Annotated in this window: 11 protein-coding genes; 6 read left to right on the top strand and 5 right to left on the bottom strand. The window is 72.9% G+C overall.

Translation table 11 applies throughout. From position 1 onward, the window contains the following. Nucleotides 1-74 precede the first annotated feature (74 nt). Nucleotides 75-1,355 (bottom strand): SMI1/KNR4 family protein, encoded by a 1,281-nt coding sequence (locus BM085_RS13055; protein WP_143120905.1) that lies wholly within the window; start codon nucleotides 1,353-1,355, stop codon nucleotides 75-77. Between the two features lie 56 nt (nucleotides 1,356-1,411). On the opposite strand from BM085_RS13055, the gene BM085_RS13050 reads away from it, so the two are divergent. Next, nucleotides 1,412-2,410 (top strand): aldo/keto reductase family protein, encoded by a 999-nt coding sequence (locus BM085_RS13050; protein WP_093887264.1) that lies wholly within the window; start codon nucleotides 1,412-1,414, stop codon nucleotides 2,408-2,410. Between the two features lie 105 nt (nucleotides 2,411-2,515). On the opposite strand, the gene BM085_RS13045 is transcribed toward BM085_RS13050, so the two are convergent. Further along, nucleotides 2,516-2,722 (bottom strand): hypothetical protein, encoded by a 207-nt coding sequence (locus BM085_RS13045; RefSeq protein WP_031167793.1) that lies wholly within the window; start codon nucleotides 2,720-2,722, stop codon nucleotides 2,516-2,518. A gap of 287 nt (nucleotides 2,723-3,009) precedes the next feature. On the opposite strand from BM085_RS13045, the gene BM085_RS13040 reads away from it, so the two are divergent. Then, nucleotides 3,010-4,215 carry a bifunctional adenosylcobinamide kinase/adenosylcobinamide-phosphate guanylyltransferase gene (locus tag BM085_RS13040; RefSeq protein ID WP_093887263.1) on the top strand — a complete coding sequence of 402 codons (1,206 nt, stop codon included), beginning with the start codon at nucleotides 3,010-3,012 and terminating at the stop codon, nucleotides 4,213-4,215. Nucleotides 4,216-4,374: 159 nt separating this feature from the next. Continuing rightward, on the top strand, nucleotides 4,375-5,400 hold the full coding sequence (locus BM085_RS13035; protein WP_245789292.1) for an adenosylcobinamide-GDP ribazoletransferase: 1,026 nt from the start codon (nucleotides 4,375-4,377) through the stop codon (nucleotides 5,398-5,400). A 6-nt stretch (nucleotides 5,401-5,406) separates the two neighbouring features. Here the strand turns inward: BM085_RS13035 and BM085_RS13030 are convergent, their stop codons facing one another. The 3 genes from BM085_RS13030 to BM085_RS13020 form a co-directional block, all read right to left on the bottom strand. Further along, nucleotides 5,407-6,330, bottom strand: coding sequence for a CPBP family intramembrane glutamic endopeptidase (locus BM085_RS13030; protein ID WP_093887261.1), 924 nt, complete (start codon nucleotides 6,328-6,330; stop codon nucleotides 5,407-5,409). 83 nt (nucleotides 6,331-6,413) lie between these two features. Continuing rightward, nucleotides 6,414-7,439 (bottom strand): DUF1648 domain-containing protein, encoded by a 1,026-nt coding sequence (locus BM085_RS13025; protein ID WP_093887260.1) that lies wholly within the window; start codon nucleotides 7,437-7,439, stop codon nucleotides 6,414-6,416. Then, nucleotides 7,436-7,771 carry a GntR family transcriptional regulator gene (locus BM085_RS13020; protein ID WP_093887402.1) on the bottom strand — a complete coding sequence of 112 codons (336 nt, stop codon included), beginning with the start codon at nucleotides 7,769-7,771 and terminating at the stop codon, nucleotides 7,436-7,438. The genes BM085_RS13025 and BM085_RS13020 overlap by 4 nt, the downstream gene beginning before the upstream one ends. A 102-nt stretch (nucleotides 7,772-7,873) precedes the next feature. On the opposite strand from BM085_RS13020, the gene BM085_RS13015 reads away from it, so the two are divergent. From BM085_RS13015 to sucB, 3 genes are all read left to right on the top strand, one after another. Continuing rightward, a complete protein-coding gene (locus tag BM085_RS13015; RefSeq protein ID WP_093887259.1) occupies nucleotides 7,874-9,397 on the top strand; it encodes a leucyl aminopeptidase in 1,524 nt (507 codons plus the stop codon). 206 nt (nucleotides 9,398-9,603) lie between these two features. Next, nucleotides 9,604-10,983: a dihydrolipoyl dehydrogenase gene (lpdA, locus tag BM085_RS13010; RefSeq protein WP_093887258.1), complete on the top strand. Its 1,380-nt coding sequence runs from the start codon at nucleotides 9,604-9,606 to the stop codon at nucleotides 10,981-10,983. A 38-nt stretch (nucleotides 10,984-11,021) separates the two neighbouring features. Further along, a complete protein-coding gene (sucB, locus tag BM085_RS13005; RefSeq protein ID WP_093887257.1) occupies nucleotides 11,022-12,485 on the top strand; it encodes a 2-oxoglutarate dehydrogenase, E2 component, dihydrolipoamide succinyltransferase in 1,464 nt (487 codons plus the stop codon). The last annotated feature ends 52 nt before the right edge of the window (nucleotides 12,486-12,537 follow it).

Genomic DNA, 12,537 nt, shown 5'->3' with positions numbered 1-12,537 from the left:
TCCGCCCCGCCCGGTCATCCGGCGGGGCGGGGTGCCGCTGAGCGGCCGGCTCCGGCGGTAGCCGTACCGCGGCCTCAGTTCACGACGTCCCAGTCGAGCTCACCCTCGGTCACCCCGGGCTTCCAGTAGCCGACGGCGCCGTCGGTCTCCATCGCGTCGGCGACCGCCTTGAGCAGGGCGTAGTGCGAGCGGATCGGGACCCCGCCGGGCGTGAAGCTCATCTGGCCCTCGTGGTCGGTCTCCCCCACGTCGCGCATGACCGAGTCGACCACCAGATGGTTGCCGCTCCCGTCGGAGCCGAACGGGATCATGCGCCCATCCCACCACTCCGTACGCGGGTCGGAGCCCTCACCCCGGTCCTCGAGCTCGTCGTCGATCCCGCACAGCATCCGCCAGGTGTCGCGGATCTCGCGGACGCCGAGGAACCCGTTGGGCAGGAAGCCGAACGGCCAGGTCCCGTCCACGGCCGCGGCGCCGTTGTGCCGCAGCAGGGAGGCACGCAGGTCGTTGGGGAAGCGCAGGCCCATCTGGGCCTCCGCGACCGCGATCGTCCGGGCCCTGGCGGGCCCCCTGAGCGTGCGGCGGCTCGCGGGGGCGTTCGCCTTCAGCCACCTCTCGATCCGCGCCCACTGCCGGTTCACCGCCCGGGTGACCCTCGGGCTGAGTGGCCGCACCCGGGGCGCCCGTGTCACGGGGTGGCAGTCGGCGTCGGGAACCGTCTCGTCCGGGGCCGTCGCGGTGCCGTCCGGAGCCGGGGCGGTGTCCACGGGGAACGGGGCCTCCGCCTGCGACCATCGGGAGGTGCCCTCCGCGCAGAGCGTGCCGACGCGGTCACCCGCTATCACCGTGGCCGGGTCCGGCTCGCCGGGCACGCACGGGCCGATCAGGGTCTCGGACATGTCCCCGAAACGGATCTCCCCCGTGGCCTCCTCCGTGACCGTCGGCTCCTTGGAGAATGTCGCGTTCTCCAGGGCCTGCGTGCCGAACACCAGCAGGCACAGCGCGACGGCGACGGCACCCCAGCGGGTCAGGCGGCGCCGGGTGAGGTCGTCCAGGGGCTTTCGCGGCGGAGAGTCCGGGGCCAGGAAACGGGGGATGTAGGGCCTGACGGCGTAACGCTTGAGGTCGTCGGCGGTGGGGGTGCCGAGGATCGGAGCGGGGGGCCACTGCGGTGAGGGAGCCGGTACGGCCTCGACCTCGGGTCCGAGTCCGGATCCGGGGGCGATCTCCGTGCGGAGGGCGTCCCCGGGGACGGCCGGAGACCGGCGCAGGCGCAGGACCGCCACGACGATCGCCGCCACCGCGGCGGCCACGAGTGCGAGCCGTACCCATCGAGAAGTGATCAACCGCAACACGCCGGGCAGAGTATCCCGAATCGGTCTGTCGCATGACACCTACTAGGGTCGGAAGCATGGAATTCCGCCACCTTGGCCGTAGCGGCCTCATGGTCAGTGAGATCAGCTACGGCAACTGGATCACTCATGGTTCCCAGGTCGAGGAGGACGCCGCCCGGGAATGCGTGCGGGCGGCGCTCGACGAGGGGATCACCACCTTCGACACCGCCGACGTGTACGCGGACACCAAGGCGGAGGAGGTGCTCGGCCGCGCCCTGAAGGGCGTCCGCCGCGAGTCTCTGGAGATCTTCACCAAGGTCTACTGGCCCACGGGTGCCGGCCCCAACGACCGCGGCCTCTCCCGCAAGCACATCACCGAGTCCGTTCACGGCTCGCTGCGCCGCCTGCAGACCGACTACGTCGACCTGTACCAGGCCCACCGCTTCGACAACGAGACGCCCCTTGAGGAGACCCTCAAGACCTTCGACGACCTCGTACGCCAGGGCAAGGTCCTCTACGTCGGCGTCAGCGAGTGGACCGCCGACCAGATCGCCCAGGCCTTGAAGATCGCCGACGAGATGGGCTTCGACCGCCTGGTATCCAACCAGCCGCAGTACTCGATGCTGTGGCGGGTCATCGAGGCCGAGGTCGTGCCGCTGTCCGAGAAGGAGGGCCTCAGCCAGATCGTCTGGTCCCCGATCGCCCAGGGCGTGCTGACCGGCAAGTATCTGCCGGGCCAGCCGCCGCCCGCCGGCTCCCGGGCCACCGACCCCAGCGGTGGCAACTTCATCTCCCGGATGCTGAACGACGACGTGCTCACCCGCGTCCAGGACCTGAAGCCGATCGCCGGCGACCTCGGGCTGAGCATGGCCCAGCTCGCGGTGGCGTGGGTGCTGCAGAACCCGAACGTGGCCTCCGCCATCATCGGGGCGACCAAGCCGGAGCAGGTCCGCGACAACGTCAAGGCCTCCGGGGTGAAGCTGGACGCCGAGGTGCTGAAGAAGATCGACGACGTTCTCGGCCCGGTGGTCGAGCGCGACCCCGCCAAGACCGTCAGCCCCGAGAAGCGCCCGTAGTCACCCGAACAGCCAGAACCCCTTGAGCCGCCATTCCTGCAATGGCGGCTCAAGGGTTTTCCTTTTCATTCGGGGCGCGGAGACGTCATTCAGGACGCGGAAATGTCATTCGGGGCGCAGTGACATCTTCTCGTATTCGACCCGGTCGTCCTCAAGCAGAGTGACCTTCTCGACACCGGCTTCCAGCAGCTCACGCCAGCTCTCACCGAGCCACGACTCCGCGTCCGCCTGACTCGGGAACGTTTCGGGCGGCACGACCCCCTCGGTCACCAGCCCGCCGTTCGCGTTCTCATAGCGCCAGTGCCAGGTCATGTCACACGCTCCTTCTCGCGGGTTCTGCCGGCGCCTCCGACGGCTCAGCGAACCCTACATCCCCGAGCATGAGGGCGGCCGGAGGCAGCCGCGCGTCCGTCGCCCCGAGCCACGCCTCCCCTGCCATGCCCGCGCGGCGGGGGGGCGGTGCCCCTGCCCCGGCGGGCGGCACCTCCCCGGTGAACGGCACGCCTTCCACCCGGTTGAGGGAAACAGCACGCCTTCCACCCGGTTGAGCGGTGCGACCGCCTTCGGCCTGCCAGGCCGGGTGCGCCTACCCTGAGGCCGTGAAAGTCCTGATCTCCGGCACGGCGGCGGTCCCCGGCTGGCCTGCCCCGGGCTGTGGGTGCGCCTCCTGCGGGCGCCTCACCCCCGGCCACCGCCGCCCCACCGAAGTCACCCTCACCGACGACTCCGTACGGCTCCCGCTCACCGGCCCACTCCCGCCCTGCCACCAGGTCTCCAGCCGCCCCACCGGAGTCACCCTCGCCGACGACTCCGTACGGCTCCCGCTCACCGGCCCACTCCCGTCCGGCCACCGGGTCTCCACCGGCCCGGACGGTCTGACCCTCACCACCCCTGGCGGGGAGCGGGTTCTCTACGCGGCCCCGGCCGCCTCCCACGACACCTCATCCCCGGCCCCTTCCCCGGACTCCCGTGACGCCCCGCCCTCGGCGGACCGGTACGGCGAGCGCGGAGCGGAGCGGGTCCCGGCGCGCGCGGAGAACGGGCCGGCCGTCTGCGATCTGGTGCTGATCGACGTGCTGGACCGGCCGGAGCGGCTGGGAGATCTGCGCCGCCGAGGCGTGATCGGCGAGCGGACCCACGTCGTGGCCGTGGACATCGATCATCGGGTGCCGACGGAGGCGGAGCTGGCGCGGCGGGCGGCGCTGTGGGGAGTGCGGGCCGTACCGGACGGGACGGTCCTCGACACCGGCGAACCCGTCCCCGGCCGGCCCCCGCGACCGCGGCGGACCCTGCTGCTGGGTGGGGCGCGCTCGGGGAAGTCGGCCGAGGCCGAACTCCGGCTGGCGGGCGAGCCTGAGGTCCTCTACGTCGCGACCGGGCCGTCCGGCGGCGGCGACGCCGAATGGACCCGCCGGGTCCAGGCGCACCGTGACCGCCGACCGGCTCACTGGGGCACGGCCGAGACCACCGACCTGGCCGGACTGCTCCGGACCGCCGAGGTCCCGATGCTGATCGACGGGCTCGGCACCTGGGTCGCCGCGGTCTTCGACGAGTGCGACGCCTGGTCGGGCGGGGACGGCCGGGACGCGGTCACGGCCCGGTGCGACGAACTGGTGGCCGCCTGGCGGCAGGCCCGCGCCCAGGTCGTGGCGGTCTCCGACGAGGTCGGGCTCGGCGTGGTGCCCGCCACCTCCAGCGGCCGGATGTTCCGCGACGTCCTCGGCCGCCTGAACCAGCGGCTGGCCCTCGAATCGGAGGACGTCGCCCTGGTGGCGGCCGGCCGCCTCCTCCCCCTGCCCATCTGACCGCCCCTCCCCGGGCCGCCCCTACCCGTTACCCGTCCGGCCGGGCACAGGCCCCTGCCACCGGGCCGGGCATGGGACAGCGTGCCGTGTGGAGGTGCCCGGCGGTGGGCGGCGTGCGAGAGGCGGCCGTCCAGGGGTTCCGGACTACGATCGTCGATCGTGTCTGAAACGCCGCCTTCGGAGAGACCGTCCTCGTTCGCCGACGGAGTGCGCCTGGCGATCGGCACGTTGAGCGTGTTCACCGTCCGCCCGGGGGTCGTCGACCGCAGGGCCGGGGGGATCGCGATGACGGTCGCCCCGTTCGTGGGAGCGCTGATCGGAGCCGTCGCCGGGGCGGTGCTCACGGTGGCGCTGCGGCTGGAGATCACCCCGCTCCTGGCGTCGGCGCTGGCCGTGGCCACCGTGGCGCTGCTCACACGGGGGCTGCACCTGGACGGGCTGGCCGACCTGGCCGACGGGCTGGGCAGCGGCAGGCCCGCCGGACAGGCGCTGGACATCATGAAGCGCTCCGACATCGGCCCGTTCGGCGTCGTGACGCTGATCTTCACGCTGCTGGCCCAGGTGGCGGCGCTGTCGGAGGTCGCCGCCGCGGGGGCGGGCCCGACCGCGCTGTTCACCGCCTGCGTGGCGGGAAGACTGGCGCTCACCTGGGCCTGCCGCGCGGGCGTCCCCTCCGCCCGCCCGGGCGGGCTCGGCGCGATGGTCGCGGGCACCGTACGGCGGGGCCCCGCGCTGGCCGTGACGGCGCTCATGCTCGCCCTGTCGGCGGCCCTGACGCTCCTGCCCTCCATCGGCGCGTTCAGCCCGGTGTCGCCCGCCTTCTCCGGCGCCTCCGATGGACGCGACCTGTCCGTCTTCTACGTCTCGCCCGGTGATCCCGGAGCCACTCCCCCTCACGGCGATCCCGGAGCCGCTGTCTCGCCCGGTGGCTCCGCAACCGCTGGAGAAGTGATGCTCTCCGAGACCAACGGGCCGGCCGGCTTGGCGGCCGCCGGCGCCGGTTACCGGCGTTCGTCCTCCCTCTGGGGCCCCTGCGTGGCCGTTCTCGCCGGACTGCTCGCCGCCTGGGCGCTGCGGCGCAGGGCCGTGCGGCGGCTGGGCGGGATCACCGGGGACGTGCTCGGCGCGCTCGTCGAGATCGCCACGGCCACCACGCTGGTGGTGTATGCGGTGACCGTGGGCTGACCCCGGTCAGACGGCCACCGGGGCGGGCCGCTCGACCGGCCGCCATTTGAACAGCGCGGCCGAGACCACGGCCAGCAGCGCCGAACCGACCAGCCCCGTGATCCCGGCGACGACGAGGTCAGGCGGGTCGGCCGCGTCGCCGACGAGCAGGACGAGACCCCCCGACGCGTTGAGCGCGCCATGGCCGACGACCGCGGGCCAGATGCTCCCGGAGTAAAGGCGGAGCCAGCCGAGCAGGGCTCCGTAGGCCACGCAGAAGACGACGAACATGGGCGCCGCCCACGCGCCGAGCTCGGGGTAGTTGTAGCCGCGCAGGGTGAGCGGGGCGTGCCAGAGGCCCCAGATCACGCCGGACACCAGCAGCGCCCGCCAGGTGCCCAGCGGCATCAGACGCGGCAGCAGCCAGCCTCGCCAGCCCCACTCCTCCCCGAACGCCGCGACCGAGTTGATCAGCGGGGCGATCAGGAACGCCGCCACGATCTGCACGACGGCCAGCGTCCCGGGATCCACCGAAGGCGCCTGCCCCGGGGAAACCGCGGCCAGGCCCTCGCGGAACAGGCTGAGCCCCTCGAGGTCGACGGAGAGCAGCCCCAGGGCGGCGCTGAGCGCGATGGCCGCGGCGGCCAGCAGCGGGGTGCCGAACCAGGCCATCGCGACGAGCGCGAGGGTGCGGCCCCGGCGCTCGCCCAGTGTCAGCCCCGTCCGCCGGGCCCATTCGCGCCAGGTGGTCCCGGGCGCCGCGCGCCGCCTGCCGTACAGCCGGACGGCGAGGACGGCGAGTGCCGGTGTGAACATCATCGCGACGCCGCTCACCATGATCAGCGGGGAGGCGAGAGAGGCTCCCGTCAGCCAGATGGGGAGGGCGAACAGCCAGGCCAGGCCATACGCGGTGAGCAGGAACAGCCGGAGGTCGGCTGGACGACGGGGCATGACACCACCTTCGGGGGGAGATCTTCACGGAGCGGGGAGCACTTCGGGGCAGGCGTGGGGGTGGTCCCGGTCGGCGCCCGGGATCAGCGGGCGCCCTCCATGACGAGGGTGTTCAGCAGGGCGGCGCCGCGCTCGGCGTCGTCGACCGAGATGGCGAGCCTGCCGCCCGAGGCGTAGCGGACGACGAGGCACTCCCCACCCCGGAGCATGATCGTCGCGGCGCCGGGCAGGCCCCGGACGCCCCAGCCGCCCACCTCCCGGGGGAAGCGCTCCTCCGACCAGGCGCTGTCCAGCTTGACGAGCGGGACGTGCCTGCGGGGCAGGCGCAGCGGCCCGTAGGAGACCTGGAGGCCGTCCTGGGCGATCCGCACGCGCACCGAGCTGAGCGCCACGCAGAGGAGACCGGCGACGATCGCGGCCACGAAGGTGGGCCAGGGGGCGCTCTCCGCGCCGAACGCCGCGGCCACCAGCAGGCCCGTCCCGACGGCGGCGAGGGAGGCCCCGATGGCGAGGAGCCAGCCGTTGCGGGCGGAGGAGACCCAGACCGCCCGCTGGCCGGGGCGCAGTTCGAGCAGGTCGGCGTCGGTGCCGCCGCGCCGGGAGACCTCGTCGGGGCCGGGGCGGGCGGCGAGCGCGCCCAGCCAGCCGCCCAGTGCCAGCCCGGCCGGGGCCAGCAGCGCGGCGAGGGACAGGCTGCCCGCCCGCCGCCAGTCGGGCGCGTCGAGGTTGGCCGACACGGTGGCGAGCTGGACGGCCAGGAAGAACAGGCCGCCTCCGCCCAGCAGCGCTCCCAGCCCCATCCGGCCGGCGCGGCGGCGCAGCCTCGCGGCGCCGGTGGCGGCGGCCGACACGCAGGCCCCGGCCCCGATCAGCAGCCACACCGCCGTCCAGGCGACCAGCGCGACGGTGAAGGGCGCCGACCCGTCGGGGCCGCCCGACGGCCCCCAGTGGACGGCCAGCGGGTCGGGCAGCCGGTCGCGCAGCGTCAACGGCACGGCGACCAGCACGGCGGTCACCAGCGTCACCCAGCCGGCGGCCACGGAAACGAATCGGCCTCGCAGGCCCATGGCGGTCTCTCCCTCCGGTGACCGGCCGTCCGGCGCGGTCACGAGATCTCCCTGATCAAGTCGATGACGTCGTCGTGCCGGTAGCCGTACTGGCTCGCCTCGGCGAGCAGCGACCGGAGCCTCTCCTCCAGCACGCTGCGGGGGTCGGGGCGGCTGAGCACGCTCACGCCGCGCCCGCGGCGGAACTCCAGCACGCCCTCGTCGCGCAGGTCCCGCAGGGCGCGCAGCACCGTGTTGGCGTTGATGCCCAGCGCCTCGGCCAGGTCGCGGGCCGGTGGAAGCCGGTCTCCCGGCGCGTAGGAACCCTCGGCGACGGCGCGCCGGATCGCCTCGGCCACCTGGTCGTGCAGGGGCCGGGGATCGTTCAGATCCAAGGTGATCAACATAGTGCTATCGACATTAGCACCATCACTCCGAATGGTGCTAATCGAAGTGGCATCATCGGGCCGAGTGATTCGTAGGACGAACCCGCGTTTATGCGTACTGCGCAAGCCCGACTAGCATCGGGCGACGTGACCACTGTGCGGCTGAACTCAACTGACAACGCTGTCTCGTTTGATACCGATGCCCTGGTCGTCGGCGTCCACACCGGCCCGGACGGCCCGCGTCCCGCTCCGGGGGCCGAAAGTGTGGACGAGGCGCTGGGCGGCGGGCTCGCCGCGACACTCCTCGCGATGGGCGTCAAGGGCAAGCAGGGCGAGATCGCCAAGCTTCCGACCTTCGGCGCGCTGTCCGCCCCGCTCCTGGCCGTCGTCGGCCTCGGTGACGCTCCCGAGGGCGACTACGACACCGAGTCCCTGCGCCGCGCCGCGGGCACCGCCTCGCGCGCCCTCGCGGGGACCGCCCGCGTCGCGCTCGCGCTGCCCGCCGCCGACGCGCAGCGGGCCGGGGCCGTCGCCCAGGGCGCCCTGCTCGGCGCCTACTCCTTCACCACATACCGGACCACCGGCGAGCAGACCGCCCCGGTGGCCGAGCTGACCGTGCTGAGCGGCGCCGACGGCGCTCAGGCCGCGGTCGAGCGCGCCGCCACCGTGGCCGCCTCGGTCTCCCTGGTCCGCGACCTGGTCAACACCCCGCCCTCGGACCTGTGGCCGGCCCGCTTCGCCGAGATCGCCGAGCAGACCGGCTCGGCGGCGGGCCTGTCGGTCGAGGTTCTGGACGACAAGGCCCTCAAGGAGGAGGGCTACGGCGGCATCGTCGCCGTAGGCCAGGGTTCGGCCAACCCGCCGCGCCTGGTCCGCCTCGCCTACAGCCACCCGGAGGCCGCCAAGACGGTCGCGTTCGTCGGCAAGGGCATCACCTTCGACTCCGGCGGCCTGTCGCTCAAGCCGACGTCCTCGATGGACTGGATGAAGTCCGACATGAGCGGCGCGGGCGCGGTCTTCGGCGCGCTCGTCGCGATCGCCAAGCTGGGCCTCAAGGTCAACGCGATCGGCTATCTCTGCCTGGCGGAGAACATGCCCAGCGGCACCGCCCAGCGCCCCTCCGACGTCTTCACCAGCTTCGCGGGCAAGACCGTCGAGGTGCTCGACACCGACGCCGAGGGCCGCCTGGTCCTGATCGACGGCATCGCCCGCGCCGGCCAGGACGACCCCGACCTGATCGTGGACGTCGCCACGCTCACCGGGGCGCAGATCGTGGCGCTCGGCTGGCGTACGGCCGGCGTCATGGCCAACGACGACGAGCTCCGCGAGGAGGTCGTCCGTACGGCCGGCGAGCAGGGCGAGGCCGCGTGGGGCATGCCCCTGCCGGAAGAGCTCCGCAAGGGGCTCGACTCCCCCGTCGCCGACATCGCCAACCTCCACCCGGAGCGCTTCGGCGGCATGCTGACGGCGGGCATCTTCCTTCGGGAATTCGTGCCGGACGGGGTCCGTTGGGCCCACATCGACATGGCGGGACCGGCCTTCAACAAGGGGGAGCCCCACGGCTACACGCCGAAGGGCGGCACCGGGGCGATCACCCGGACCCTCGTCGGCCTCGCCGAGCGTTACGCGAGCTAGCCGGCGCCGCGCAAGCGGGTCACAAGCTACGTGGACAAATGAAAAGATGCGGTTGTCGGGGCCAGGCCAAGAGCGAGGCCCCGACGATGCGGCGAGCCGTGCCCGAGGGGGAGGCGTGGATGCTAACCAGTTTCCGCGCGACCAGCCGGGGCACGGAGCGGGCGCGACCGTGAAGACGGTAATCCAATCCGACAAGGAGCTTTCCTGTGGCTGATGGCAGCGGCCCCTACGACATCGTCGTCCTGGGTGGCGGTAGCGGCGGGTATGCCTGCGCCCTGCGGGCGGCCGAGCTGGGCAAGACGGTCGCGCTGATCGAGAAGGACAAGATCGGCGGCACATGCCTGCACCGGGGATGCATCCCCACCAAGACCCTCCTGCACTCGGCGGAGGTCGCCGACGAGACCCGGGAGAGCGCGGCGTTCGGCGTCAAGGCCCGCTTCGAGGGCATCGACATGGACGGCGTCCACGCGTTCAAGGACAAGATCGTCACTCGCGCCTGGAAGGGCGTCCAGGGCCTGCTCAAGAGCAAGGGCATCACCATCATCGAGGGTGAGGGCCGCCTCGCGGGCCCGAACCGGGTCGCCGTCGGCTCCGAGGTCTACGAGGGCCGCAACATCGTGCTGGCGACGGGCTCCGCGCCCCGGTCGCTGCCCGGCCTGGACATCGACGGCGAGCGGGTCATCAGCAGCGAGCACGCGCTCAAGCTGGACCGGGTGCCCACCTCGGTGATCGTGCTGGGCGGCGGCGTCATCGGCGTGGAGTTCGCCAGCGTGTGGCGCTCCTTCGGCGCCGAGGTGACGATCGTCGAGGCACTGCCGCACCTGCTCCCGCTGGAGGAGGAGTCCAGCTCCAAGCTGCTGGAGCGCGCCTTCCGCCGCCGCGGCATCAAGCAGGAGCTGGGCGTCTTCTTCGAGGGCGTCAAGTCCACCGACACGGGCGTGATCGTCACGCTCGCCAACGGCAAGACCCTCGACGCCGAGCTGCTGCTCGTCGCCGTCGGCCGCGGCGCCGTCTCCTCCGGCATGGGCTTCGAGGAGGCGGGCATCGCGATCGAGCGCGGCACCGTCACCGTCGACGAGTTCTGCCAGACCAGCGTGCCGGGCGTGTACGCGGTCGGTGACCTGATCCCGACCCTGCAGCTCGCCCACGCGGGCTTCGCCGAGGGCATCCTGGTGGCCGAGCACATCGCCGGGCTGAACCCGGTGCCGATCGACTACGACGGCGTGCCGCGGATCACCTACTCCGACCCCGAGGTCGCGTCGGTGGGCATCACCTCCGCCCAGGCCCGCGAGCGTGGTCACGAGGTCGTCGAGTTCACCTACGACCTCGCCGGCAACCCCAAGAGCCAGATCCTGCAGACGCAGGGCGCGGTCAAGATCGTCACCGAGAAGGACGGCCCGGTGCTCGGCGTGCACATGGTCGGCCGCCGCATCGGCGAGCTCGTGACCGAGGGGCAGCTGATCTACAACTGGGAGGCGCTGCCCTCCGAGGTCGCCCAGCTCATCCACGCGCACCCGACCCAGTCCGAGGCCGTCGGCGAGGCGATGCTGGCCCTGGCCGGCAAGCCGCTGCACGTCCACAACTAATAACAAGCCCTCACTCGGAACACGAGAGAAGACACCCAATGCCGAAGTCCGTACAGATGCCCCAGCTCGGCGAGAGCGTCACCGAGGGCACCGTCACCCGTTGGCTGAAGAAGGAGGGCGAGCGCGTCGAGGCCGACGAGCCGCTCCTCGAAGTCTCCACCGACAAGGTCGACACCGAGATCCCCTCGCCGACGGCGGGCATTCTCACCAAGATCGTCGTCGCCGAGGACGAGACCGTCGAGGTCGGCGCCGAGCTGGCCGTCATCGACGAGAACGGCTCCGCGGGCGCCGCTCCGGCTCAGGAGGCCGCTCCCGAGCCCGAGCCGGAGCCGGCCCAGCCGATCTCCTCGATCCCGCAGCCCGCCCCGCAGGCCGCAGCTCCGGCCCCCGAGCCGGCTCCGGCCCCGCAGGCCGCCGCCCCGGCTCCGGCCCCGCAGGCCCCGGCCCCGCAGGCTCCGGCTCCGCAGGCCGCCCCGGCCCAGCAGGCCCCGGCGCCCCAGGCCGCCCCGGCCCAGCAGGCCCCGGCGCCGATCTCCGGCGACAGCCCGTACGTCACCCCGCTGGTCCGCAAGCTCGCCGGCGAGCACAACGTCGACCTGGACGCGCTGAACGGCACCGGCGTCGGTGGCCGCATCCGCAAGCAGGACGTGCTGGAGGCCGCCCGCAACCAGCGCGAGCAGGCCGCCGCCCAGGCTCCGGCCCCGCAGGCCGCCGCCCCGCAGGCCCAGGCGGCCGCTCCCGCCCAGGCCCCCGAGCCGGTCGCGGTGGACACCACGCTGCGCGGCCGTACCGAGAAGATGTCGCGCCTGCGTCAGACCATCGCCAAGCGCATGGTCGAGTCGCTGCAGGTCTCGGCCCAGCTCACCTCGGTGGTCGAGGTCGACGTCACCAAGATCGCGCAGCTGCGCGACCGGGCGAAGGCCGAGTTCCAGCGGCGCGAGGGCGTCAAGCTCTCGTTCATGCCGTTCTTCGCCCTCGCCGCGATCGAGGCGCTCAAGCAGCACCCGAAGCTGAACGCCACGATCAACAGCGAGACCAACGAGGTCACCTACTTCGACGCCGAGCACCTCGGCTTCGCGACGGACACCGAGCGCGGCCTGCTCGTCCCGGTGATCAAGGACGCGGGCGACCTCAACATCGCCGGCCTGGCCCGTAAGATCGCCGACCTGGCCGAGCGCACCCGCACCAACAAGGTGAGCCCGGACGAGCTCGGCGGCGGCACGTTCACGCTGACCAACACCGGCAGCCGCGGCGCGCTGTTCGACACGCCGATCCTCAACCAGCCGCAGGTCGGCATGCTGGGCACCGGCGCGGTCGTCAAGCGCCCGGTGGTCCTGGACACCGCCGAGGGCGAGGTCATCGCCGTCCGCTCGATGGTGTATCTCGCGCTCAGCTACGACCACCGCCTGGTCGACGGCGCCGACGCCGCCCGCTTCCTGACGACGATCAAGCGTCGTCTCGAGGAGGGCCGCTTCGAGAACCAGCTGGGCCTCAACGCCTAGTCCCGCTCTCGTCCCACCGGGCCGGTCCGCACTGCGCGGGCCGGCCCGGCTC

It is taken from the genome of Streptosporangium canum, assembly GCF_900113865.1.
GTDB classification, from domain to species: domain Bacteria; phylum Actinomycetota; class Actinomycetes; order Streptosporangiales; family Streptosporangiaceae; genus Streptosporangium; species Streptosporangium canum.
This window is presented reverse-complemented; position numbering and strand designations above follow the sequence as displayed.

Coding starts and splice junctions, on each gene's coding strand:
- BM085_RS13015 (WP_093887259.1), top strand. CDS start 7,874: ATGCGTACTGCGCAAGCCCGACTAGCATCGGGCGACGTGACCACTGTG.
- BM085_RS13045 (WP_031167793.1), bottom strand. CDS start 2,722: ATGACCTGGCACTGGCGCTATGAGAACGCGAACGGCGGGCTGGTGACC.
- sucB (WP_093887257.1), top strand. CDS start 11,022: ATGCCGAAGTCCGTACAGATGCCCCAGCTCGGCGAGAGCGTCACCGAG.
- BM085_RS13050 (WP_093887264.1), top strand. CDS start 1,412: ATGGAATTCCGCCACCTTGGCCGTAGCGGCCTCATGGTCAGTGAGATC.
- BM085_RS13030 (WP_093887261.1), bottom strand. CDS start 6,330: ATGCCCCGTCGTCCAGCCGACCTCCGGCTGTTCCTGCTCACCGCGTAT.